We start from the raw sequence: 23,752 nt of genomic DNA, 5'->3' as shown, positions 1-23,752 counted from the left end.
TTAACACATGATTTTTAAAAAAAGAACTCTTTATACTAGAGGGATTAAAATGGGATAAAATATTTGGTTATTAAAGAAATTTTAAACAATTATTATTTCAAATTAATTGTATCATCTTTTATATTTTATTTTAATTATAAACTCTCATATTTGTAATTAAATCGATAATCATAGATTATCAATAAAACTAACCTATAGTGATAAGAAGTGTGTGTATTTATCACTAAAATCAAATCAATTATTTATGAAAACAAAAATCTTAATTTTACTAAGCATATTTGCTTTAGGAACTTCTATTGATGCTCAAGCACAAAAACTGAAGAAATTTGGTGGTTTAACCGAAAAAAAGATAGGTCCAAAAACTATAAAGGTGCCTTATACAGATGTTGTAACATATCTTGGATATGCTGCACCCGGTAATGAAGATGAAGTAAAAGATGGTAAGAAATTTTATTATATCTATGTTTGGATTCCTGCTGTGGCTCCAGAGCTTGGTATAAGAATGATGTCTCCTGTCGGTAAAAACAAAATAAAAGGAGCTACTGCATCTGCTGCATATACAGAAAATGCAAGTTCTAGTGATTTCTTTGATACTTATATTACGTTAGAGCGTTCTGATATCATAAGCAAGGATAAAATTACTGGAGAAGCTGTAAAAAGTGCTAACTGGACTGTTCTAGAGCGTAATGATGACAGTAGTGAAATGCCTAAGCAGCCTAGCGGAAGTAGTTACAATTCATTATTAAGATATAAAAGTGAAGTTGGTGACCCTCTTAAAGCATTAACTGCTGGACTATATCGTATTGGATTTACAACATACAAAACTGGCGAAGTAAAAGGTACTTTCTTAGCTCAGGTTGCCGCTCCTATCAAATTACCAGGAGTTATAATGGCCAAAACTATCGAAGAGTTAAAAAAGGGATAATAATATATAGATCCTAATTTAATAAGCACACACTTGCGGTTATTCCCATATGTTTCTTAAAAGAATATATGGGAATACCTGTTTTATATATGTGCTATAAAGATATTTTAGATTTCATTTTTTCTACAATATTATATGCTGCAGGGCAAATTGCTACATTCTTCAACGTTAAATTAGATATCTGTTGAAACTTTTTACGATCCGTATGAGGGTACTCTCTACATGCCTTTGGTCTTACCTCATAAATTGCACAGTAATTATCGGCTCCAAGAAAAGTACATGGAGTTTGTTGTAATATCAAGTCTCCATCCTCATCTGTTCTCAGGTATTGATCTTCAAATTGCCTGGGTTTAATTTTTAAAAATTTTGAAATCCGATCTACATCTTTATCTGTAAATAACGGTCCCGTAGTTTTGCAGCAATTCGCACATTCTAAACAATCTGTATTACTAAACTCTTCATCATGTAACTCCTGCATGATATAATCCAGTTGTTTAGGCGATTTTTTTTTAAGTTTAGCAAAGAACTTTTTGTTCTCGTTATGTTTATCTTTGGCCAGTTTTGGTAATTGATCTATGAATTCTTGCATAGTACAAAAGTAAGACTTTTGAGAGTTCTGATTACCAAGTATCGTTTCCTATAATCACAAACTGCATCTCATGAATAAAGATATCTTCGGAAAAGCCATCAAAGATTTTTACAATAAAAAATACACAGAAGATATTATTGTGCAGGCAAATGATTTTGATGATGATCATATCCCTATTCCTTACCTATTTAGAGGGTATACCGAAATGCCCAAAATAGAACAAAAGGCATTAGAGCTTTCATACGGAAAAGTACTAGATGTAGGTTGTGGTGCCGGAAGCCATAGTTTGTTTCTTCAAAATGATCAAAAGTTAGACGTAAAAGCTATAGATATATCCGAAGGCGCTATCGAAGTTTGTAAAAAAAGAGGGGTATATCATGCCATGGCACAAGATATTTATGATCATAATAATGTCACGTATGATACCATACTATTGTTAATGAATGGTAGTGGTATTATTGGCACTTTGGATCACATTGATCGTTTTTTTACTCATATTAAAACACTTCTTGCTCCGGGAGGTCAAATTTTAATGGATTCATCAGATGTTTCCTATCTTTTTCAAGATGACGATGGAGGTTTTTGGGTAGATGCCTCTGCTGGATATTATGGAGAAATGCAATACAAATTAAAATACAAAGAACAAGAATCAGAATGGTTTGATTGGTTATATGTTGATTATAACACCCTTCAAAATGCAGCTAATGCCAATGGCTTACTGTCAGAATTAATAGTTGAAGGAGAAAATAACGACTACCTGGCTAAATTTACCTTAGCTTAGTTTTACTTTGGCAAAGTATAGAAACCCTAAATGTTTTGCGTGAAGGATTACGGTGAGAATCCCACTGCCTGAGCTTTTTTTTGCGAAGTACAAGAAATTGCAACACGACAGCGATATAGCGATGGGCAAAATGAAGCGCTGGTAAAGCCCCTTGCGGTCATGTTCAAATACTCAACAAGTGAAATTTGTCTCATCCCATTTTAAATAATCGTCTTTCGGGTTCTAAAATGATTATATGGATCTTTGGAATAGGTTTCTTTTATTTCTTTTAAACGTTCGTAACTTTTATCAAAATAAGTTTTAGTTGGGATTGAACTATCTTTAAAGCTTATAAAAGCCCCTGAAGTATTAGGAATATCAAAATCCCGACTGGTTTCTATCCAATCCAATGAACGGTTTGTTCTATCATACACAAAGTTATCTTGAAATTCTTCCTTCTCTTCTTTTTTTGTATTCCACCAGCATTGATATTGTATAGTATATAGTTTGTCCTTATAAGGAAAAGCACTATCCGTATTTTCTGCATGTTTCATATAATAATCTCCAACAATAGCTCCTAAAGTCACATAAGTAAATAATCCCAATTTCCTGTTACCATCTAAAATAAGATTAGAAAACAAACTCTCGAACAAGGCTTTGTATCCATTTTTACCTTGAGCATCTAATCCATCATTATTGACTAATCTTGATGTGATTTTATGAGGAGCAGGAATATCATAATCTGGTTGTAAAGGGGTTCCTTCTCTAAGCAACCCTAATTTATTTAAAATTTTGTTGTGTGATTCCCGGTCCCAGTTCCCCATTAAATGGGAACCATATTGGTTTTTATGTGCATAATCTGCTCCGGTTGCCGGTTCTATGGTAAGAGTATAAGGCGAAACTTTTTCTTTAAGATAATCATCTATAAACTTGCATAAGCTATTCTCATCTCCTTCCCAATATCCATAAAAAACACAATTATTATATACTGTGTTGATATTTACAGGTTCTCCTGTATCCCATGGTCTCCCATTTATTTTCAAGTTAGTTCCTATAAGGTTTGAAGTATTTGGTGACTCGATTAACTCTTCCCATTTTTGCAATATTTCAATTGTTGGCACCTCTTCATTTAATGTATCTGGTTTCTGATCTTCATAACAATTCCATTCTACCTCAAAACGATGTAGTACAGCGGGTAAGGTAAAGGTTTGTATACGTAATTCGGTTATGATACCATAGCTCATACCTCCACCTCCTCTAAGTGCCCATAATAATTCAGGCACAGAACCATTTTTTACATCCAGCTTTTGAAGGGTTCCATCACCCAATAGAATATTGGCCCCAACAAGATGTTCACAGCACATTCCCATTTTACGAGTCCAGGGCCCCCAGCCACCTCCCATGGTAAAGCCAGCGATTCCTACAGTGGCACAAGTACCATGTGGAATCATTACATCTTGTTCTGCAAGCTTAGAAGTAAGCGTTTGAAAGCGAATCCCTGGGCCTATACTGGCAATCTTGGTTACCGGATCAATAGTTAACGAAGCCATTTTTGAAACATCAATCAATACCACATTTGTCCCAGTGCATTCTCCCTCATGATCATGTCCCCCAGCACGAACCCGAATTGGTAATTTGTTATCTATAGCTGCTTTATACGTAATTACTACATCAGATTCGTTTTCGCAGTACACGATAACAAAAGGATTGTATTGAAGTCTTCTGTTAAAAATTTGACTATTCTTATTATGTTTATACACGTTATCTAATCCTCCCCAATTGGTAGATATTGTTATATTTGAAGGAAGATGGCTATTCAGTTCTTTTAAAAATGCATCAATATTGTCTTTCAGTAGTTCTGAAACTGTGTGTAAAGGTTCTTGTATCATCAGTATGATTTTATTTTTGATTTTATAGTATTACTCATCAGTCTTTGTTGCCAAAATTCGGATTCTTTCCAACGTTGTTCTGTTGTATAAAATTGATTTTTAGTCTGTTGGTAATCTTTATAAATAGTATTGATATTGTTTTGATAATCTAATCTATACGTATCGTCCCTGTTATTTTCAAAATCAATGATCGTTTTAGAAGCGTGACAAGCCGAACTAAGGGCAAATCCAATTCCCATAGAAGAAATGGGATCAAAAGACGCTATGGCATCACCAACAGCGATATAATTTTTTATAGGAGTAATATCTATCAATTTTGAATAAGCATTCCGTACCCAAGGCGATTGATATGAAACCCCTTGTTTTATTTTATTTTTGATATATCTAGTATTTAAAAGTAATTGATTAAATTGATGTGTCTTCTGAAGTTGTTTTTCCTTTGCAATTCCTGCATCTGTAAATAGTGTTAGTCCTATTTTGTCATTGGGTAAGGTAGCACAGTACCACCAACCTTCTTCTACTGTTTCTAATAACACTTCTTGTGCAGGCACTTTTCCTTTTTCAAAAGTTATAAAGGTCCCTATTGCTACTAATTCATCACTTTTTAGGGGTTTTAATCCCAAATTTCTGGACACAGCATTTTGCCGTCCCGTAGCATCGACCAAAAAGTTTGTCTTTACCAAAATATCACCTTTGGTTTTATGCTTAAGTTCAATCGTCCAGTCTCCTTCTTTGGTTTGCTTAAAATCAATACATCTGGTTCTGGGTAAAATGCTTGCTCCTCTTTGGCCAGCTCGTTCTAATAATAATAAATCAAAAGCTTTCCTATCCAGTTGTATACTATCCTCTACTGTGCTTGAAATAGAATACCTCGAGGACAGGTTAGCACTACCCCAGGCAGCTACATGGTTATAACCATATATAAAGCTATTTGTTTCAAAATCTGTTCGGTCGATATTCATATAAGCAAGTAAGTCAAATATTGCTGGACTTACCTGTTCCCCTACCCTTAAGGTATCTAAATCACTTTGTTCAACAATCGTTACCTTAAGATCTGAATATTTTAATAAACTTAATGCGGTGGAAGCCCCTGCTGGGCCTCCACCTACAATAAGTACATCTGTTTTAAATTGATATGCCATTGTATTACCTTCTGCTTCTTGTTCCAGATCGAGGCATTTCAAGCCCTTCTGGCGCTATTTCAATCTTATTAAACACGACCATTTCTAAGTGCTCTATCAATAGTTTTGCCTTATTGCTTTTCTTTTTTACTTCATGCTTATTCTGCTCAATAAAAAATACGGGGATAGTGGTGTCATTATCAGCATCATTTCCGGTGATCTCTCCTACGGGCACTTCTTTATAAGAGAATTGTTCATTATTTCTTTCGGTCTCTACAATGTATGGATATCCTGGAGTTGCCCCATTTTTATCTCTGATAAACCCAAGTGCATACCAATACTCCACCATTTGTACAAAACTGTTGATACCACGGGCATAATTAACCTGTTGTCCAGCAGGTAAGTGCGTTTGTCCTTGTCCCTTATCCGTAAATTCACCTACGATCACATCCCAAGGGCTTTGTGGCGGCCACCAATATGTATAGTAAGTAGGTGGTAACGGAACATTAGTCCCATTACTAAGTGTTATTTTATTGATGGAGGGTACGGTAAAATTGATATACTGGACTGTACATTGAAAAAAGTCGGCTTGCCATGGGCATGCCATTCTTTTGGTTAAATCTCCAGGTTCACAACCACCACCTTCACTCTCATCTCTAGAAGGGTTCAATCCATGTTGCACATAATACTCTTCATTTTCATACTGTTTGATTACATATGGTGCCTCATAAATTACATCATTTTGCATACTCCATGTAACTTCAATACCAGGACACATCGGTAACCCTACACAGTTTCCTACTCCTACCGTATCCATTGGGTTAATAGGATATTCTTGTGGAGTTTCATTATTAACAAATTTTCCTTCTGCCCATTGTTCTAATAAAAACAACTGGGTTTCATTTAATGCCATAAATTTATTGACATTGATATTGCTTACAGAATTACTACCAGAATTCAATGGCATCATCGGAAAAATATCACCTTCATTTTCTTTAAACAATTGTTGTTGTGGTAAATGTGGAGGCACTGGCGGTTGGGCATCATTGTTTCTGAAATAAGATAGATATTGCTTACGGTTTTCTTTATTTCCATCTGATGGATCTGAAAAATCAAAAATGTTACTAGTAAATGCCATCATCGACTGAACGTTGGAAACCCATTGGTAACGACTTATCCTATTGATAATAGGAAGTATGTCTCTTTTAAAATCTACAATAAAACTGGTGTTCCATTCACCTGTAGTCTTTGAATACATATCTGGATCCAAATCAAAATTACGCACCCCAACATCAAACATCGTATCACTTAGGGTAGAAATATTTACAATCTCTGGAGCAAAATCAGGAGATCCTATAATCACCCACGCTGAAAGCTTATATTCATTATCATCTGTATCTGTAACGGTACAATATACCGTTCCATCTGAAATATCATCGTGCCAAGTATTAGAGCCTCCATAACTTGTTAAGGGTTCATTTCCTCCTGCATGCCCGTATCCACCAAATACAATGAGTCGTCCTTTATCATCTGTCAATAAATCTCCTAATTTTTCTACAGGTAATCCATATTTTACCTTTGAAGGAGGGAATCGTGCCGGATATCCATTTGGTACATTTTCTTTATCAAAAGCGATTGATTGATTCTTTCCCAGGATAGTTCTAGGCCCTGGATCTATAATTAAGGTTTGTCTATCGGTCGTATCAGGATTTCGTAAGGGTACTCCACGATTTTCATAACTGTTTTCAGGACCGAATAATAAATTTCCTTCAAGTTCACTAAACTGATACCATGCTGCTTTTTTATTCGCCAAATGTACCGTCCATTCAATAGATTTGATATGCTCAGAATCCAGAGTGATTTCATTCTGATTTTCATCAAATATTTTAAAAGGTTGACCCTGTCTTTTAATAAGACCTTTAGCATCTTTAAATTCTTTAATTGGCCCTGTTAGATTCCCATGTTCATCACAATCAAAAGGAAGTCCTCCTATCTGATCTGGTGATAAACAAAGTTCGGTTGTACTGTTTCCTAATCGGGCAACTCCAATAGATGGGTGAATGGATAATTGCATTTGATTTTAATTTTTTGGTTAATTTTTGATTTTAAGATCTAGAATATGTTTAAAAAGATTTTTTCTAGAAAATGCTATTTACATGTTTGTAACTATATTCATTTTTCAAAAAAATAAGACTTTCATAAGTTTAATATGAAAAGCATTCCTATATTAAATGTACTTAAAAATCAGCCTTCAATACTATTGAAAATTCTAAAAAAATGTCTTTATCTGTAAAAACACGTATAAATACGGTTATAGATTTGCATTTAGCTTCGCTCTCACAAATTTCTTAAAACCAGACACATACACAGTTCCTCAAAGACCAAAACTTCCTAACAACATTGATGGTACAATCTTTGTGGCAAAGAAATCATTTAACAAAACAACCTTAAACTAGAAATAAGAAGCGATGTAAATTCGTTTATTTACTAGTCATAACCTCTTTAAAAAGAAATCCTGTGCAAATAACAAAGCTCTTTGGTTACCTGTTGATCTCTTCTTTTATTCTCATTGGATGTTCTGATGACGACGATAACACACTAGTTACAAACACCTTACAGGCAAACAACAAAAAACCTCTAGGTAGCTCTGCAAATGACCTGCTAAGTGCAACCAATTTTAATAGCATAACTATTGAGATCGTAGCTGTACAAGGATTCGAACCAACCTCACAAGCAATACAAGGGTTTAGAGAATTTTTACAAGATCGATTATTTAAGCCCGACGGAATTACCATTACACAACGTTCTATACCTTCTTCTGGTAAAGCCCCTTTTTCTATTGAAGAGATTGCAGAAATAGAAAACGCTACCAGAACACTATTTAATAAGGAAGATGATATCACTGTATATGTATATTTTGCAGATGGAAGTAAAGAAAATGACACTAATGAGCAAGTAACTTTAGGTTCTGCGTACCTAAATACTTCGATGGTAATTTATGAAGGTACATTACGCGCATTAAGCGTAAGGCCAAATTCTCCTTCTCTTAGCGCCATAGAAACTGCTACGCTAAACCATGAATTCTCTCATCTAATGGGGCTGGTAAACCTCGGTACTCCTTTACAATCTGAGCATGAAGATCCAGATGCGAGTAATCACTGTAATGTATCAAACTGTTTGATGGAAGCCGCAATAGAATTTGGTAGCGGGATGATGGGTATGGGTGATATAATCCCAGAACTAGATGCCCAATGCATTGCCGATCTGCAAGCAAATGGAGGAAAGTAAAATAAGAAAGCACCACCCTTTTATACTGATGATGCTTTCTTGAAAAAAATCACTGGCATTCCTAATACGCTAATCTTTCTCTTTTCTAATCTGCTTATACTTTTTGTTCTACTATAGAACTTGCTAGTTTTACTAATGAGAGTGCTCCTATTGCCATCACAACATCTCTTACGGCTACATCAATATAATGCCCGCTAAATAGAAGAGTTAATGCTATAGCTAATAGCCATCCCATAACTACATATCCGCCTATCTTGGGACGATAAAGCACTAAAATACCTGCTATAATTTCGATCACCCCTACAATACTCATAAATGTTTTGGCTTCAAAAGGTAATATAGCTGCAAATCCAGGAGAAACATATTGGCTCCAATCTGTAAGTATATTGGTAAATTTGTCTAATCCGGCAACTATGGGCACAAGGCCATATGTATATTTTAGTAGTGTAAAAACTGTCTTAATCTGCGAATCCATAATTTCAAATATTTTTTTGTTATTCGGTTTTTAGATAAAAAATCAACTTTTTGGTTACAAAGTTTTGTAACTTTTTATGCAGTTTTTCATCTAAGCTATAAATGACAAGCTATGGAACCCATTAAAATCAATGATTATAAAACTCATAAAATATCAGATTCTGATGTAATATGCCGTATTCATTCTGGAGAAAAAGAGTTGTATGAAATCTTGTTAAGAAGAAATAATCAAAAACTATATCGAGTTATTCGAAGTTATATAAATGATCTTGCAGAAATAGAAGACATAATGCAAAACACTTATTTAAAAGCCTATGAAAAACTCTACCAGTTTAAGCACAACTCACAATTCTCTACCTGGTTGATACGAATTGGAATAAATGAAACTCTAGCTCGATTAAAAACAAAAGGAAAATATCTTAATTTATATAAATCTGAAAATAGCGTATCGAATGATTTTGTTCTCGAGATTCCTGATACGGAACAATTAAATCCTGAAAAAAAAATGATACGACAAGAAGCAAAACAGATCTTAGAAAATACGATTGATCTATTAGATGTAAAATATCGAACCGTTTATGTTCTTAGAGAAATTGAAGGGATGAGTATGGCCGAAATATCAGATTGTTTGGGATTAACGGTTTCTAATGTAAAGGTTCGCCTACATCGTGCCAAAGATATGATTAGAGAAGAACTCTATGAACTCTCTCAGGATACCGATATCTTCGAATTTGGATTTAGTAAATGTGATACTATCGTAGATAAAGTAATGAATGCGATCTAATACACCTTTTCTCCATCAATATAAGTAGCTTTCACTTTTATATTTGGAATTTGGTCTTCATCAATTTCCATAATATTATCTTCAAGGATTACAAAATCTGCAAATTTACCTGCAGTTATGCTTCCTTTTTCGTATTCTTCAAAGTTACTGTAAGCTGCCCAAAGCGTCATTCCTTTCAGAGTTTCTTCTCTACTAAGTGCATTTTCTTTTTGAAAACCACCTTCTGGATATTGCTTTAGATCTTTTCGGGCTACCGCAGCATAAAAAGTATAGAATGGACTTACATGCTCTACAGGGTAATCTGTACCCAAAGCAATTCTACCCGTTTTTTCTAATAATTTTTTATATGCATATGCTCCTTTTATACGTTCTTCTCCTAATCGTTCATCTGCCCAATACATATCGCTTGTAGCATGAGTTGGTTGTACACTCATGACCAGATTATTATTAAGGATTTCAAATTCTTCGGGAGCCACCACCTGGGCATGCTCTACTCTCCATCTTCTATCCGATTTATTTTGAAGCACATCATAATACGTTTTCATTACTACTGCATTTGCCGAGTCCCCAATAGCATGAGTATTCATCTGAAAAGGCGATCCTGCTAATCGTTTTGCCAGAGTTTTAAAATCATCGTTTCCGATGACCATAGCTCCATAATGATTTTCCTTATCTGCATATGGTCGTTTTAATGTAGCTCCTCTAGATCCTAATGCTCCATCAGCATATACTTTGAAAGAAGAAACATTTAACTTATCTGTTTTATGTACTCCATTCTTTAGATAATGATCTACATATTCGGGCACATTACTTACCATAGCGTACATCCTGATTTTAAGTTCGTTTATTTTCTGTAAGCTATCTACTAGTGTAATTACTTCGGGGCTCAATCCCGCATCATCTACAGTTGTTAGTCCATACCCAAAATTAATTTTTTCGGCGTCTTTTAAAGCCTGTATTTGCTCTCGCACTGTGGGTTTAGGGATAACTGCACCAATCAATCCCATAGGGTTATCGATTAATACACCGGTAAGTTTTCCATCTTTTTGAAGTATCTCTCCACCTTCTACTTTAGTATCTACCGTAATTTTAGCCAGGTCTAATGCTTTTTGATTTGCTATCATCGCATGGCCATCTACTCGGGTTACTGCCACAGGAGTGTCAGGAAACAAGCTATCTAATTTTTCTTTGGTCGGAAATTCTTTTACCTCCCAATCATTTTGATCCCATCCTCGCCCCGTAACAAATGATACATTTTTTTCTTTCTGAAAAGCGACAATCCTATCCAATACTTCTGCATAGCTTTTGGTTCCCATCAAATCTACTTTTTGCTGTTGTAATCCAAGGCCATAAAAATGACAATGTGCATCAATCAATCCAGGTACTATTGTTTTTCCTCCTGCATCCAAAGTATTAGCTGTCGTATACCCCTTTAAGATTTCATCGTTACTCCCTACAGCAATAAATTTACCTCCCTTTATAGCAAATGCCTCTGCTTTTGGATTCGTATCCTCTACAGTATATACATTTGCATTAATAACCAATAAGTCTACTTCAACTGGTTTCTTACAAGAAAAAAGTAATACAGTAATAACTAATAGTAAGGATGATTTTTTCATTATTGTCGAGTTTTTAAAGCTCTAAATGTAAATATATCTTATGGGTGTAGTGGTTAAGGTTTTCTTAATATAATAAGAATCCTACTTTAATAACCATATTGTACTCAAATTCATAAAAACTGTTAAGAGTTGTCTCATTTCATAAAAGTGAGACCGTTTGATACCAAAACTCACGATTTATTCATAAAAGGAAATGATACTTTTGACCACAATCGGCATAAAAGTATCAATCAAAAAACGAATAGAGATACTACATAGTCTTTTGGCAACGGCTATACCTAAAAACAAATTTATGAATACAAACTTACCAGAGGATCATGCTTCAATACAATATTATGATAGTGATTATCCCTCAGAAGAACATTCAGTTTTTTCTAAAAACTTCGATGATATCGTTTCCTCACAGGGTCTTAAACATGATGTTGATCGTTTTCTTGATTTTGCATCAAAAAGTAATGAAGATATCCTCGAATTATGTTGTGGATCGGGCCGTGTAACTATACCATTGGCCAAAGCTGGTCATCGAGTTACTGGAGTTGATAACTCTAGAGGTATATTGGAACAATTTGAACATAATTTACAAAGAGAAAATGAAGATGTTCGTCAAAACATAAAATTAATTGAGCAAGATATAACCTTGTTGAATTTGGATAAAACAGATTACAAATTGGTAATCTGTGCGTTTAATAGTCTAATGTGTATTCCTGATTTTGATAGTCAATGCAAGGCCTTATCTAGTATTTATAATCATATGTCTAAGGATGGATTAATAGTAATAGATCTTATGAATCCATTTATTTTAAACCTATCTGGCGATGCCATACCCAAACCATTTTTTACAAGAAAAAATTCACATACCGGTAATTCATACACAAGATTTGCAGCATCAGGACCTATGAACAAAAACCAGGTTCAGGAATTATATGGCTGGTATGACGAAGTACTTCCTGACGGTACATTAAAACGCAAAAATTATAGTATGAAATGGCGTATTATATTTCCATTTGAAATCAAACTAATGCTTAAACAAGTCGGGTTTAACATAAAAACTATAGAAGGAGGGCATCAAAAAGAACCTTATACTACTGATGCTAAAAAAATGTTTATTGTTGCAGAAAAATAAGGAATTGGATCGTACCGAAAGTTATATCTCATACTATTAATAATTATTTAAATGATAAATAAGAGCAAATACATGAAATGTAGACATATTGTTATACTATATATTATTTTGATATTCAATTATTCTTTGATCGCACAATCTAAAGCATCAAGCATTGAAACCACAAGATATTTTGAATTTCATAATAACTTCTGGATTAATCTTCACTTCTACTTATATGAAACTGCTATTGCATCGTATGAAAAACCATTAGATAAGCTGGTTAAAAAAGGGATTTGGCAAAAACTTAGTCAAAAAGAAAAAGTAGTTTTTCAAAAAACCATAACCTACTATAAAGATCATATAGATTTAAAAAATCATTTCAACCAGGAATTGATAGGGTTTAGAAAATGGATTATTAACTATAATGAGCAAGATATGCTTCCTGAATCCAGGTTCGAAATTCTTTTTATAAAAAACCTCAACGAATTTAAACCAATCTATAGTACTCATTTTTGGAAAATTCATCGACAAATCAACACAGATAAGTTACAGGAGAATATTGATCTTATCAAAAAAACAGAAGATATTGTCATTTCTCGAATGGCAAAATTAGCTCAGGCAAAATGGCAGGATACCAAAATGCGCATTGATCTTTCGATAAAAAGTCCGGGAGGTGGCGCTTTTACATTAAGTCGAATTCCTAGCTCTATTGTATTAAGTACTGTTATTAATTATCCAGAAATAGCAGGCGATTGGGTAGAAACCTTATTTCACGAAGCAAGTCATACTATAATAAAAGGACAAAAAGGAGCTATCGCAGAAAGTATAAATAGAGCAAGTGAGAAGTTAAAAGTAAAGCCTCCAAAAAATCTCTGGCATGCTATATTGTTCTATACAGCAGGAAAAGTAAGCCAGGAAGCATTTTTAGAACAAGGAATTAATGACTATACGCTATATATGAATCGTGAGAACGTTTTTAGTTTTTATCAGAACGCCATACATAAGTATTTTGCTTCTTATCTGGTTGATGAAACCGAACTAGATATTGCAATAGAAAACGTAATTAATTCTATATCTGATAAGCTGGAACTTGCCCGAACAATTACTATTTTTAATACAGCATTTAAAGAAGGTAATATTACAAGACTCGAGAGTTTGATAACCGGTAAGTATCAGCATACTAACGGAACATCAAAATCGATAGGAAAAACAGCATGGTTAAAATATTTAAAAAATAGAAAAAAAGATATTGATGATGGTAATTTGGTAGTTACCAAGTATGAAATGAAAGAAACTCAACTCGAGCTATATGACAACTTTGCAATTGTTACCGCAAAAATAATAACTTCAGATATTCGAGATGGAAAACTCAAAGAAAGTCAATATAGAGTAACCCATGTATGGGTGAAAGATGGTAGCCTATGGAAACGTACAGGATTTCATGATAGTAAAATTGAATCGAATTAAAAATAAAAACTTAAATTTCATAAAAATAAAAACATGAAGATCATGTATAACAAATTATACTACATCTTAATCCTTACCATATGTATTGGATTAAGTTGTAACTCTCAAAAAGATCAACAACTACTAGATCCTCAAGTCATTCTTCAAAAAAGCACAAAAACATACGACCCCGATAATCGTTGGTCGATGACCAATCTCAAAGTTCATATCCAAGAACCTCGTTTATCCAACCCTCACCGGTATTCTATCTTAAAAATGAACAATAATGACAATAGCTTTGAATTAACAAGAAATAGAGATCAGCATATATCTACACACATCATAGATGAAAAAGGAATCTCAAGAACACTTTTGGATGGAGAGATTAATACAGATAGTATTCAAATAAAAAAATATCGACTACAACCAGAGCGAAATCTTAGCTATCAAAAATTTTATCAGCATTTAATTGGCTTACCTATGTCTCTAAATAACGCAACAGTTGACACTTATGGTAAAGCAAGTAAAGCCATATTTAGCGACACAGATAGTTATAAAATCGAACTTGTCTTGAAAGAAGCTATATTTTCTAAACACTGGAATGTATTTATTTCTCAAAAAGATTATACTTTACTAGGTATCGAAATTGTATTTCCTGATGATCCTGAAAAAGGAGAACGTCTTTATTTTTCTGGTGAGATTACTATTGAAGGAGTTAAAGTCCCAAGAATACGACATTGGCACGAATATGATACCGATGCATATTCGGGATCTGATATCATAGTGAAAGAGGTAGTTCAAAATAAGTAAATGTATGAGTAGAACATATGATTTGAAACAAAAATTAAGCTCCAAAGCATATATTGGAATTTTCATTCTACGAATTTTTGTGGGTTTACGTTTGCTATATGGAGTAATAGATAATATCGTTAGTTGGGAACGAATGTTAGAGTTTTCTGGTTTCCTTCACATCAACAGTTTTCCTTTTCCTGTAATTAGCGCTATCCTATCTGTATATATACAAGCTATAGGAGGCTTGTTGATTCTTATCGGTTATCATATACGATTAGCTTCATTAGTTCTGGTAATCAATTTTATAATAGCAGTACTGGTACATATACGTCTTGGCGATAGTATTGAGGCCATGACACCAGCATTGGCTATATTATTCTGTTGCCTTGCCTTTATATTTATGGGATCAGGTAAACTATCTATAAGTAAACCTTAAACTCTAAAAAATGACAGGTAATATTTGGGATAGAATTCGATTAGAATTAGAAAATACTTCAGAACCAATTGCAAAGAAAATTTTAGATCAACACCAAAAACAATGCAAGGACTTAGCAGATGTTTTAAGTATTATACTGAGTAAAAAGCTTTCTGATGACCTTATAACTTCTAACGAGTTAACTGCTATTTTTAAGGAGATTCTCACTGATAACACAGAACTAAAAGATACTTTTAAGCGAGATCTCACCTCTTATTTCGAAAGAGATTTTGCGTGCACTCATTATTTTGAAGTATTGTTTTTTTTAAGAGGATACCAAGCATTACAAGCGCATCGATTTTCTCATGAATTATTCAAAAAAGGAAATCTGATAACTGCCAAATGGTTACAAAATAAAATTTTTGAAACTTATGCAATCGATATACATCCTGCTGCAAAAATTGGCAAAGGCCTGGTAATAGATCATGGGATAGGTGTTGTTATAGGAGAGACCTGTGAAATTGAAGATGATGTATTTATTTTTCACAATGTCACCTTGGGAGGTACAGGAAAAACAGAAGGAAAAAGGCATCCAAAAATCTGTTCTAATGTGGTGATTGGAGCAGGTGCTACTGTATTAGGGAATATAACTATAGGAGCACATTCTAATATTGCTGCCGGAGCTGTAGTTCTAAAAGATACAGCACCAGGCATGACAGTTGCAGGAATACCGGCAAGACCTAAAGGAAAGGCAAATAAAATACAATAATTCTTTTAAGAAAAACTTCAGGATTTTTCTAAAAATGACAATAATGCATTTCGATAGGTTAAGCTTATTGGGATGTGTCTTTTTTTAATTTCTACATACTCTTTGGTATAGGTTTTTATTTTTTTGGTATTTACAATATAAGACCTATGTATACGCATAAAAGAAAAAGAAGGTAATCGTTGTACGAGATCACTCAGCTTTTCATAGACAACCAAAGTATTTTCTATTGTATGAATTTTGACATAGTTACTTAAGCCTTCGATATATAATAATTCTGAAAAATTAATTTTAACCATTTTTTTATCGGCTTTCACAAAAATATGATCTACTACAGGTGTAGACGTAACAGCAGTATTTAAAAAATTAGGGTTAATTTTCTGAATAGCTTTTAAAAATCGATCAAAAGAAAAAGGTTTTAACAGATAATCAACTGCACTTAAATCGAAGCCTTCTAGCGCAAACTCACGATGTGCAGTTGTAAATATGATTTTAATTTTATGCTCTACAATTTTGGCCAGATTTAAGCCCGAAAGCTTAGGCATTTCAATATCCAAAAACATCACATCTACCGAATGATTCTGAATATAATCTAAGACTTCGAGAGCATTTTTAAACTCTCCTGTTAGATCCAAAGTAGAAACATCTCCAATATATTTTTTTAAAATATTTCTTGCAGTCTGTTCATCATCTACTATAATACATCTAAGCTTCATCTGTCTCTTTTATTTTTTTGCAACTTACCTTATCAAATAGCAATTTTTAATACAATAGTATATAATCTTTCTTCATCTTTAATATCCAATTGATATCGATCATTATATAGGATATCTAATCTTTTTTTGATGTTCTGCAAACCAATTCCTTTTAGTGAAGAATCTTCTACAGTAGCTTCTGGTTTCGAGTTTATAACTTCATAAATTAGTTGATTATGTACTACCTCTAATTTAACAATTATATGAGCTATTTTGGTTTCGTTTTTTAAACTATGTTTAAATGCATTTTCTACAAATGGTACCAAAATAAGAGGAGGAATAGATATCGGGTCTATATGTTCGGGAATAGAAACCTGTACATCTACCCTATCTTCAAAACGAGATTTTTCTAGATCAATAAAATCATTTAATAAACTAATTTCTTTTTCTAAAAGAATAAACCTTTGAGAACTCTCGTATAAAGAAAAGCTAAGGAAATCTGATAATTTAAGTATAAGTTCGGGGGCTTTTTTTGAACTTTCTAAAGATAGTCCGTAGATATTATTTAAAGTGTTAAAAAGAAAATGTGGATTAATTTGTGATTTTAGATACTTCAATTCTGATTGCAATTTTTCATTTTCAAGAGTTTTGGCCCTCTTTTGTAACTCTGCTACTTTCCAAATAACCGAAATTCCAATAATAAAAATTAAAGGAGAAGCTATGATCATAGAAGCCTGTAAAAACTTATATGGTAGCCATAATCCAGAATCTTTCATATTAGGATAAAGCATAGATAGCACCTCATAATTAATAATTCGTTGAATACACCCAGAGATGATTAATGTGAGTATCGTATACACAAAGTATTTTACCGTTTTGCCTTGCAATAAGAGTTTTGGCAACAGAACAAAATAATTAAAATATACGATAATAAGTCGCATCGGCATATTCATAAGCTCAAAAGCCAATGCCTCGGTATATTCCCCTTTATAACTAGCTTCAACAATAGTAAATATTGCGGTATATACAATCCAAAAACCAATATGAAACCAAATGCTTTTAATCTTCATTGATAACAAAGCTATATGATTTTTGGTTTTCAGTCCTACCCAAATCCATAATTTATGTAAATCTATAATTTACTTATGTGTAATCAACTCACATAAGCACAATACAATTACACATTAAAAAAGAAGAGTTTAATATAAAATCGATCTTCTCAATTCCTTTATCAAATACATTCGTCTTAGGACGAAAAATACTAAACATTATCCACCTCACATATTTTATTTTTAAAACAAAATAGATGAAAACAGTTTTTTATATCATTTTTTTTACCGGATTTGGTTTTTATAGTAGTGCACAAAAACCAAATGAGCAATTCAACAAAAGTTTTATAGCCTATACGATTCCCGAAAAAGATCTATTACCCGAAAACGTGGCTTATGATCCCACAGATATGTCTTTTTATATAGGAAGTACCCGAAAAGGAAAAATTATAAAACGATCCAAAGACGGGACATATCGTGACTTTGTAAAACCACAACAAGACGGTTTACATATGATTATCGGGATGAAAATTGATCCGGTACGAAGACACTTATGGGTATGTAGCTCTGGAGGAAGTAATCTTATCGGGTATAGTAGAAAAGATAAAAACGAGGGACGTCCTGCAGGGGTTTTTAAATATGATTTGCAAACGGGGAAACTTATCAAAAAATATTGGATCGATATACCAGGAGAAGTTCATTTCTTTAATGATATCGTTTTAGATACATCAGGAAATCTGTATGCTACACATATGTTTTCTAGTCCTATGATATATACCATTCAGAATAATGAAGATGAACTAAAAGTATTAGCTCATCTTTCTGAAATAAAATATCCTAATGGAATTACTATTTCTGATGACCAAACTTATTTATTTGTAGCACATTCTGAAGGAATTACTCGCATTCATATCAAAACCAGAAAAAAAGAGAATATACAATACCCCAAGGGTGCAGATACAACTAGTAGCAAAAGCATAGACGGATTATACTTTTACAAAAACTCTTTGATCGGTATACAACCTGGTAAAAACTCGGTTAAAAAATTCGTCCTCAATACAGAGCAAAATACTATTACAAAAACTGTATTACTAGAACACAATCACCCTATAATGAACAATCCTACAACAGGAGTTTTGGTAGATCGCGAATTGTATTACATCGCAAACGCACAATTCGGAAGCTTTAATAAAGACGGATCCCTATTCCCTATGGAAAAATTATACGAACCTACCATTTTAAAAGTAAAACTAGATGACTAATAACATCTTATAAAAACAGTAATTATGGACAGGAAACAATTTTTAACTACTGGTGTATTAACTACTGGACTATATATTGCAGCTCCGCATGTGATATTTTCGAAAGAACAAGAAAAACCACAATTAGACAAAAAAATAGTGCAAAATTTTGTTGGTGCCGGACATAAAAGTTTGGAAACAGTAAAAGAACTATTAGCAGAACACCCTACACTGATCAATGCTGCACATGATTGGAGAGGTGGAGATTTTGAAACATGTTTGGGAGCCGCAAGTCATGTTGGATATAAAGAACTGGCTCAATACCTATTAGATCATGGAGCTCAAGCTAATGTATTTACTGCTGCTCTTTTCGGGAAGATCGACATCATCAAATCGATACTAGAATTTTCTCCCAGAACACTACATGCCAAAGGGCCGCACGGATATACTCTTCTTCATCATGCAGAACGAGGAGGTGAAGAATCAAAAGAAATTACCGAGTATCTAAAATCTTTAGGTCTAAAAAAAACAAAAATAGACCTCTTTTAAACAATCAAAAAACGAACAGAAAAATCAAATGAGGTCTATTTTTATTGTATGTATGCTGGTGAGCGTAGTATCATCGGCACAAGAAATTATTGATGTTCCTTTGGGGAATGGCACTATTATTTTGGATGGAAAATTAGAAGAGAACGCATGGAATGACGTCTTAGAATTTTCTGACTTTAAGCAAATAGATCCTAATATAGGAACTCCAGCATCGGAGCAGGTAATCGTAAAAATTCTATACGATAAGGAATACCTCTATGTAGGTGGAATTATTAATTTTAGAGATCCTTCTCAAATATTCGCCACAACACTAGAAAGAGATGTAGCTCAAGTAAAAGACGATTATTTTCAAATACATATCGATACTTACAATGATAAAATAAATACGCTCATTTTTAGGACAAATCCATTAAGCGCACGACAGGACATGGAAGTAAGCCGTAATGGCGAAGAATTTAATACTTCGTGGAATACCTTTTGGAATGTTAAATCGAGCATTACAGAAAAAGGATGGAGTACAGAAATGAGGATCCCGTTTTCATCGTTACGGTATGAAAAATCTTCTGAGAATATCATGAGGATTAAAGCAACGGTAAAATACAAAGAGATCAATGAGCGTATAACGTCTCATCTCAAAAATATCGATATTGGTAACGCGTTACATCATTTTACAAATGCTCAGGAAATACGTTTTACAGGTTTACCGGTAACAAAACCGCTGTATATAACTCCGTATATAAAGGCAAATGCCATTCGGGAAAACCTCATTAACGAAGAAGGAACAGCATATAAAAGCAACACTTCCATTTTAGAACGTAAACAATATGCAGATCACGAAGTATTAGACAAAGTATTAAGTAATTTGGGAGTAGATGTAAAATTTAAGCCTAACGCAAATCACACGATAGATTTTACATTAAACACAGATTTTGCAGAGGTAGAAGCAGATGATCGAATCGTTAACATTTCTCGTTTCCCAATATTTTTAAATGAAAAACGACTGTTTTTCCTCGAAAATGCAGATATTTTCAACTCTAATCAATTTGATCATCGTTTATTTCATTCCAGACGTATCGGTATTCAGGACGGTGCTTCCATTCCTATTATAGGAGGTGTTCGTTTTACAGGCGGAAATACAAAATGGCAATACGGGCTTTTATCAATGCAAACACATGAGGTAGATGAAGTGGCAGCTTCTGCTAATAAAAGTGTAACCCGAATTAAAAAAAACATAGGAGAACTAGGGTCATATATTGGTTTTATAAATACCAATTCACTAAGCAGCGAAAACTATAATCATCTCATGGCTGTAGATGCAAATATTCGTTTAACTAATACTGTTAGAACTCAATTAACAGTAGGTACAACCTTTGATAAAGAAAAGGGAGATTGGAAACCAATGTATGGTGCTTCAATAAACACCTTTAAAAACAATGGTTTTGGGCTGCAATACAGATTTCGGGAGTACACAGAAAACTTTGATCCCAAATTAGGTTTTGTTTCTCAACCCAACACCAAACGTTTAACATTAAATCATGGGTGGAGAAAGTCATTCACTAATCATTCATTCTTGCAATTCTTTTCAATAGGTCACTATTTCAGAAAAAACTGGTTGTCTAATTCTGATCATCACGATTTTTTTCAAACGAATTTCTACATGACAGCGATACATAAAAAAGGGCATCGTTTAACTATGTTTTTTCCTATATATCAAGAAGATAATTTATATAGTGATTGGGAAATAGCCGAAGGAGTAACTGTTCCTGCTGCACAGTACAAGATGTGGAAATTTAATCCCATTTTTATTTCTGGAGATGCAAAACCATATAAGATTACACTAGATACAGAAATAGGAGAGTTTTATGGTGGAAACCAGTTTACTATATCGTATAATGTTTCTTATGATTTTAGCAAACTCTTTCAAGCTCAATTAGGTGGCACATACAATAATCTTAGGTTTCCAGATGAATATGCTAGTGAAACCTCTAGAAAACTAAATTTAAGTCGATATTTTTCGAGGTTGAAATTCAATTTATCTTCGAAAACATCATTAAACTCTTATGTGCAATATGATACGCGAAGTGATCAGCTAGGATGGAACCTTAGATTTAGATATAACCCTACAGAAGGTACTGATCTATATGTCGTCTATAATCATAACGCCAATACTAATAGAAACGCATTACAACCAAGACTACCATTTACAGATAATCAAATACTAATTATCAAATTTTCTAAAACCTTTATACGATAAAATCCCTTAATCTATTCTAATAATTTATTACTTATTACACTTGCCTTATACTCATTAGGAGTCATACCAGTGTGTTTTTTAAAAACTCTGTAGAATGTTGCTTTAGAATTAAACCCTGATAGTAAAGCAATACTGGCCAGGTCATAATTATTATACTTTTCTTCTTTCAGATTATTTTTAAATTCTTTAATTCTATACTCATTCACAAAATCAGTAAAACTAGAATATCCTTTTTCGATCAAAACAGATCGAATTGCAGATTTGGTAACTCCCGAAGAAAGAGATAATTCGTCTATAGTAAGGTTTGGGTTTTTAAACACCTCGTTGGCAGAGAAAAATTCTTTGATATGCATAAAAACATCTGCGTTTTTTTGAAAGTCATTCACAGGTTGATGTATAGAGGCTATCAGGAAATATTTTTTTACCCATTGTAATTCTGTAATCCCGTAAAAGAGTAAGAATATAAAAAGAAGCATATATATAGGAACAGCCCAATATTCATAATAAGGTAATACAACGGCTTCTGTTAAGTTCTCAATGATGCTAACATCGGTATATATACTAAGAAACAATATAAATCCCGGTATAATGGTAAACAATAAATGAGTATTTACTATGGTATAAAAACTTTGAAATCTAATTTTTGATTTTTCTTTTAAGTTTATTCTTATATGCTGTTTAAATTCTTTTATCCCTAAAATGAAATAAGAAATTAACAGGGTCCAGTAGAAAAAATACCCCACTGCTTTTAGCTTTACAATCATTGAATCTTCCTGGCTTATAAAAAAATAACGATAAAGAGACAATCCAAATAAAGCAAATGGAAGTATTAAATGAATCCATTCTTTTTTATGATTCCATTTTTTACTTAACGATTTTAAATAGAGGTATAAAACAGGTCCATAAAAATATCCTTTCCATCCTCCAAAAAAAGCATACATATAAGGTTCTTTTTTGAAGAAATCACTAAAAATAAGGGCGATATGGGCATTAGCCACAAGAAGGCAGTATATACCTAGGAAAACATTTTTTGTATTTTTTGTAAATACATTTAAAGAGCCGACTACGACTAACTGAATTGTAATACATAGTTGGATACCAATAAAAATCTCACTCCAATGATACATTATATAAAAATAGCTTTTTCTTTTTTTATCCTCATGAAAAGAAAAGTTTTATCATGTTTGTCTCCTATTTCCCGTCGAGTATAAGTTTTAACCATCTCGATCGTTCTGGACTCAAATATATTTCATCGTGGTATTCTGGAGTTAACAGTACCGATAATTGGCCAGGTTTTGAAGGGGTTAATTTGTTTATTGCGTTTATGTTTACCAAAAGTTGCCTGTTTAATCGAATAAATTCTTTGGGATTAATCATCGTTTGTAATTGATTTAAAGAATCATCCAAAGGAAATAATTTTCCATCTAAAAGCTTTGCAAAAACTAATTCGTCCCGATAGAAATATGCTATATCACTTATTTTTACCGGAGTCATGCTATTTCCTGATTTTAGTAAAAAACGTTCCTTATACTCAGGTTTATCTTCTTTTTGTATACGTTGAAGTAAATCTATATTTCTAATAATCCATTCATCTGCTTCTTTGACTCGGCTTTTAAAGAATTTTCTTAATGCGTTTTGTAAATCTTCTTCATTTATGGGTTTTAGTAGATAATCAATTCCTGTAGTTTTAAAAGCTTGTATAGCATATTCATCATAAGCGGTAATAAAAATAATGGGAGCATCGATGATAACTTCTTTCAATATGTCAAAAGAAACCCCATCGGATAGGTGAATATCCATAAAAATTAGATCCGGATGTTTATTTGATCGAAACCAATCTATACTTTCTGTTACTGTAGAAATTGATGCAATAACAGAAATATCTGTATTGACTCGGGTTATTAATTTCATGAGATGATCCCTGGCCGTTGCTTCGTCCTCTAATATGATAGTTTTAATTTTCACATGTTCATTTTTTTATAATCTATTGA

At 33.1% G+C, this 23,752-nt stretch carries 22 protein-coding genes; 12 read left to right on the top strand and 10 right to left on the bottom strand.

Annotated elements, in window-relative coordinates:
- The first annotated feature begins 244 nt into the window (after nucleotides 1–244).
- Nucleotides 245–925, top strand: coding sequence for a Lipl32 family lipoprotein (locus tag Z053_RS0119385; RefSeq protein ID WP_025666636.1), 681 nt, complete (start codon nucleotides 245–247; stop codon nucleotides 923–925).
- 94 nt (nucleotides 926–1,019) lie between these two features.
- Here Z053_RS0119385 and Z053_RS0119380 read toward each other — a convergent pair whose 3' ends face one another.
- The gene (locus Z053_RS0119380) at nucleotides 1,020–1,514 is read right to left on the bottom strand and encodes a YkgJ family cysteine cluster protein (RefSeq protein WP_025666635.1); all 495 of its coding nucleotides are present in this window, start codon (nucleotides 1,512–1,514) and stop codon (nucleotides 1,020–1,022) included.
- A gap of 70 nt (nucleotides 1,515–1,584) precedes the next feature.
- Between Z053_RS0119380 and Z053_RS0119375 the strand changes: the two genes are divergently transcribed.
- Nucleotides 1,585–2,295, top strand: coding sequence for a class I SAM-dependent methyltransferase (locus tag Z053_RS0119375; RefSeq protein ID WP_025666634.1), 711 nt, complete (start codon nucleotides 1,585–1,587; stop codon nucleotides 2,293–2,295).
- A 200-nt stretch (nucleotides 2,296–2,495) separates the two neighbouring features.
- On the opposite strand, the gene Z053_RS0119370 is transcribed toward Z053_RS0119375, so the two are convergent.
- The 3 genes from Z053_RS0119370 to lodA are packed head-to-tail and all read right to left on the bottom strand — an operon-like array spanning nucleotide 2,496 to nucleotide 7,358.
- Nucleotides 2,496–4,163 carry an FAD-dependent oxidoreductase gene (locus Z053_RS0119370; protein WP_025666633.1) on the bottom strand — a complete coding sequence of 556 codons (1,668 nt, stop codon included), beginning with the start codon at nucleotides 4,161–4,163 and terminating at the stop codon, nucleotides 2,496–2,498.
- Nucleotides 4,163–5,347 (bottom strand): lysine-epsilon-oxidase maturase LodB, encoded by a 1,185-nt coding sequence (lodB, locus tag Z053_RS0119365; protein ID WP_025666632.1) that lies wholly within the window; start codon nucleotides 5,345–5,347, stop codon nucleotides 4,163–4,165. The genes Z053_RS0119370 and lodB overlap by 1 nt, the downstream gene beginning before the upstream one ends.
- Entirely contained in the window at nucleotides 5,310–7,358 is a 2,049-nt protein-coding gene (lodA, locus tag Z053_RS0119360) for a CTQ-dependent lysine 6-oxidase LodA (protein WP_025666631.1), read from the bottom strand. Before lodA ends, lodB begins: the two co-directional genes overlap by 38 nt.
- A 443-nt stretch (nucleotides 7,359–7,801) precedes the next feature.
- On the opposite strand from lodA, the gene Z053_RS0119355 reads away from it, so the two are divergent.
- The gene (locus tag Z053_RS0119355) at nucleotides 7,802–8,572 is read left to right on the top strand and encodes a hypothetical protein (RefSeq protein ID WP_051476096.1); all 771 of its coding nucleotides are present in this window, start codon (nucleotides 7,802–7,804) and stop codon (nucleotides 8,570–8,572) included.
- 94 nt (nucleotides 8,573–8,666) lie between these two features.
- Here the strand turns inward: Z053_RS0119355 and Z053_RS0119350 are convergent, their stop codons facing one another.
- The gene (locus Z053_RS0119350) at nucleotides 8,667–9,047 is read right to left on the bottom strand and encodes a hypothetical protein (RefSeq protein ID WP_025666629.1); all 381 of its coding nucleotides are present in this window, start codon (nucleotides 9,045–9,047) and stop codon (nucleotides 8,667–8,669) included.
- 111 nt (nucleotides 9,048–9,158) lie between these two features.
- Between Z053_RS0119350 and Z053_RS0119345 the strand changes: the two genes are divergently transcribed.
- Nucleotides 9,159–9,830 carry an RNA polymerase sigma factor gene (locus Z053_RS0119345; protein WP_025666628.1) on the top strand — a complete coding sequence of 224 codons (672 nt, stop codon included), beginning with the start codon at nucleotides 9,159–9,161 and terminating at the stop codon, nucleotides 9,828–9,830.
- Here the strand turns inward: Z053_RS0119345 and Z053_RS0119340 are convergent.
- A complete protein-coding gene (locus tag Z053_RS0119340; RefSeq protein ID WP_025666627.1) occupies nucleotides 9,827–11,449 on the bottom strand; it encodes an amidohydrolase in 1,623 nt (540 codons plus the stop codon). The two genes, Z053_RS0119345 and Z053_RS0119340, sit on opposite strands and share 4 nt — an antisense overlap.
- 292 nt (nucleotides 11,450–11,741) lie before the next feature.
- Here Z053_RS0119340 and Z053_RS0119335 point away from each other — a divergent pair, with 292 nt between their 5' ends.
- The 5 genes from Z053_RS0119335 to cysE all read left to right on the top strand — a co-directional run bounded on the left by Z053_RS0119335 (nucleotide 11,742) and on the right by cysE (nucleotide 15,976).
- Nucleotides 11,742–12,572 carry a class I SAM-dependent methyltransferase gene (locus Z053_RS0119335; protein ID WP_160170124.1) on the top strand — a complete coding sequence of 277 codons (831 nt, stop codon included), beginning with the start codon at nucleotides 11,742–11,744 and terminating at the stop codon, nucleotides 12,570–12,572.
- Between the two features lie 72 nt (nucleotides 12,573–12,644).
- Complete coding sequence (locus Z053_RS0119330) at nucleotides 12,645–14,021, top strand: nuclear transport factor 2 family protein (RefSeq protein ID WP_035096437.1); 1,377 nt, start codon at nucleotides 12,645–12,647, stop codon at nucleotides 14,019–14,021.
- Between the two features lie 42 nt (nucleotides 14,022–14,063).
- On the top strand, nucleotides 14,064–14,810 hold the full coding sequence (locus Z053_RS0119325; RefSeq protein WP_025666624.1) for a DUF6503 family protein: 747 nt from the start codon (nucleotides 14,064–14,066) through the stop codon (nucleotides 14,808–14,810).
- A gap of 4 nt (nucleotides 14,811–14,814) precedes the next feature.
- Nucleotides 14,815–15,228 carry a DoxX family protein gene (locus Z053_RS0119320; protein ID WP_025666623.1) on the top strand — a complete coding sequence of 138 codons (414 nt, stop codon included), beginning with the start codon at nucleotides 14,815–14,817 and terminating at the stop codon, nucleotides 15,226–15,228.
- 10 nt (nucleotides 15,229–15,238) lie between these two features.
- Nucleotides 15,239–15,976, top strand: coding sequence for a serine O-acetyltransferase (gene cysE, locus Z053_RS0119315; RefSeq protein ID WP_025666622.1), 738 nt, complete (start codon nucleotides 15,239–15,241; stop codon nucleotides 15,974–15,976).
- Between the two features lie 17 nt (nucleotides 15,977–15,993).
- On the opposite strand, the gene Z053_RS0119310 is transcribed toward cysE, so the two are convergent.
- Nucleotides 15,994–16,689, bottom strand: a complete 696-nt coding sequence (locus tag Z053_RS0119310; RefSeq protein ID WP_025666621.1) for a LytR/AlgR family response regulator transcription factor — start codon at nucleotides 16,687–16,689, stop codon at nucleotides 15,994–15,996.
- 32 nt (nucleotides 16,690–16,721) lie between these two features.
- Nucleotides 16,722–17,738: a sensor histidine kinase gene (locus Z053_RS0119305; RefSeq protein ID WP_025666620.1), complete on the bottom strand. Its 1,017-nt coding sequence runs from the start codon at nucleotides 17,736–17,738 to the stop codon at nucleotides 16,722–16,724.
- Nucleotides 17,739–17,974: 236 nt separating this feature from the next.
- On the opposite strand from Z053_RS0119305, the gene Z053_RS0119300 reads away from it, so the two are divergent.
- Genes Z053_RS0119300 through Z053_RS0119290 form a run of 3 tightly spaced genes read left to right on the top strand, consistent with a single transcriptional unit; the run spans nucleotide 17,975 to nucleotide 21,761 of the window.
- The gene (locus tag Z053_RS0119300) at nucleotides 17,975–18,979 is read left to right on the top strand and encodes an SMP-30/gluconolactonase/LRE family protein (RefSeq protein WP_025666619.1); all 1,005 of its coding nucleotides are present in this window, start codon (nucleotides 17,975–17,977) and stop codon (nucleotides 18,977–18,979) included.
- Nucleotides 18,980–19,003: 24 nt separating this feature from the next.
- Nucleotides 19,004–19,507 carry an ankyrin repeat domain-containing protein gene (locus Z053_RS0119295; protein ID WP_025666618.1) on the top strand — a complete coding sequence of 168 codons (504 nt, stop codon included), beginning with the start codon at nucleotides 19,004–19,006 and terminating at the stop codon, nucleotides 19,505–19,507.
- Between the two features lie 28 nt (nucleotides 19,508–19,535).
- A complete protein-coding gene (locus tag Z053_RS0119290; protein ID WP_152538346.1) occupies nucleotides 19,536–21,761 on the top strand; it encodes a carbohydrate binding family 9 domain-containing protein in 2,226 nt (741 codons plus the stop codon).
- Nucleotides 21,762–21,772: 11 nt separating this feature from the next.
- Here the strand turns inward: Z053_RS0119290 and Z053_RS0119285 are convergent, their stop codons facing one another.
- Nucleotides 21,773–22,702 (bottom strand): helix-turn-helix domain-containing protein, encoded by a 930-nt coding sequence (locus Z053_RS0119285; RefSeq protein WP_160170123.1) that lies wholly within the window; start codon nucleotides 22,700–22,702, stop codon nucleotides 21,773–21,775.
- Between the two features lie 250 nt (nucleotides 22,703–22,952).
- Nucleotides 22,953–23,726 (bottom strand): LytR/AlgR family response regulator transcription factor, encoded by a 774-nt coding sequence (locus Z053_RS0119280; RefSeq protein WP_025666615.1) that lies wholly within the window; start codon nucleotides 23,724–23,726, stop codon nucleotides 22,953–22,955.
- Nucleotides 23,727–23,752 lie beyond the last annotated feature (26 nt).

Origin of the sequence: Aquimarina megaterium XH134 (assembly GCF_000520975.1) — a bacterium.
GTDB lineage: Bacteria > Bacteroidota > Bacteroidia > Flavobacteriales > Flavobacteriaceae > Aquimarina > Aquimarina megaterium.
This window is presented reverse-complemented; position numbering and strand designations above follow the sequence as displayed.

What these genes read in the sequence shown, in the direction of transcription:
- Z053_RS0119385 (WP_025666636.1), top strand. Translation starts at nt 245, where the DNA reads ATGAAAACAAAAATCTTAATTTTACTAAGCATATTTGCTTTAGGAACT.
- Z053_RS0119325 (WP_025666624.1), top strand. Translation starts at nt 14,064, where the DNA reads ATGTATAACAAATTATACTACATCTTAATCCTTACCATATGTATTGGA.
- cysE (WP_025666622.1), top strand. Translation starts at nt 15,239, where the DNA reads ATGACAGGTAATATTTGGGATAGAATTCGATTAGAATTAGAAAATACT.
- Z053_RS0119305 (WP_025666620.1), bottom strand. Translation starts at nt 17,738, where the DNA reads ATGAAGATTAAAAGCATTTGGTTTCATATTGGTTTTTGGATTGTATAT.
- Z053_RS0119300 (WP_025666619.1), top strand. Translation starts at nt 17,975, where the DNA reads ATGAAAACAGTTTTTTATATCATTTTTTTTACCGGATTTGGTTTTTAT.
- Z053_RS0119375 (WP_025666634.1), top strand. Translation starts at nt 1,585, where the DNA reads ATGAATAAAGATATCTTCGGAAAAGCCATCAAAGATTTTTACAATAAA.
- Z053_RS0119290 (WP_152538346.1), top strand. Translation starts at nt 19,536, where the DNA reads ATGAGGTCTATTTTTATTGTATGTATGCTGGTGAGCGTAGTATCATCG.
- Z053_RS0119345 (WP_025666628.1), top strand. Translation starts at nt 9,159, where the DNA reads ATGGAACCCATTAAAATCAATGATTATAAAACTCATAAAATATCAGAT.
- Z053_RS0119370 (WP_025666633.1), bottom strand. Translation starts at nt 4,163, where the DNA reads ATGATACAAGAACCTTTACACACAGTTTCAGAACTACTGAAAGACAAT.
- Z053_RS0119340 (WP_025666627.1), bottom strand. Translation starts at nt 11,449, where the DNA reads ATGAAAAAATCATCCTTACTATTAGTTATTACTGTATTACTTTTTTCT.
- Z053_RS0119285 (WP_160170123.1), bottom strand. Translation starts at nt 22,702, where the DNA reads ATGTATGCTTTTTTTGGAGGATGGAAAGGATATTTTTATGGACCTGTT.
- Z053_RS0119335 (WP_160170124.1), top strand. Translation starts at nt 11,742, where the DNA reads ATGAATACAAACTTACCAGAGGATCATGCTTCAATACAATATTATGAT.
- Z053_RS0119295 (WP_025666618.1), top strand. Translation starts at nt 19,004, where the DNA reads ATGGACAGGAAACAATTTTTAACTACTGGTGTATTAACTACTGGACTA.
- Z053_RS0119310 (WP_025666621.1), bottom strand. Translation starts at nt 16,689, where the DNA reads ATGAAGCTTAGATGTATTATAGTAGATGATGAACAGACTGCAAGAAAT.
- Z053_RS0119330 (WP_035096437.1), top strand. Translation starts at nt 12,645, where the DNA reads ATGAAATGTAGACATATTGTTATACTATATATTATTTTGATATTCAAT.
- Z053_RS0119320 (WP_025666623.1), top strand. Translation starts at nt 14,815, where the DNA reads ATGAGTAGAACATATGATTTGAAACAAAAATTAAGCTCCAAAGCATAT.
- lodA (WP_025666631.1), bottom strand. Translation starts at nt 7,358, where the DNA reads ATGCAATTATCCATTCACCCATCTATTGGAGTTGCCCGATTAGGAAAC.
- Z053_RS0119350 (WP_025666629.1), bottom strand. Translation starts at nt 9,047, where the DNA reads ATGGATTCGCAGATTAAGACAGTTTTTACACTACTAAAATATACATAT.
- Z053_RS0119380 (WP_025666635.1), bottom strand. Translation starts at nt 1,514, where the DNA reads ATGCAAGAATTCATAGATCAATTACCAAAACTGGCCAAAGATAAACAT.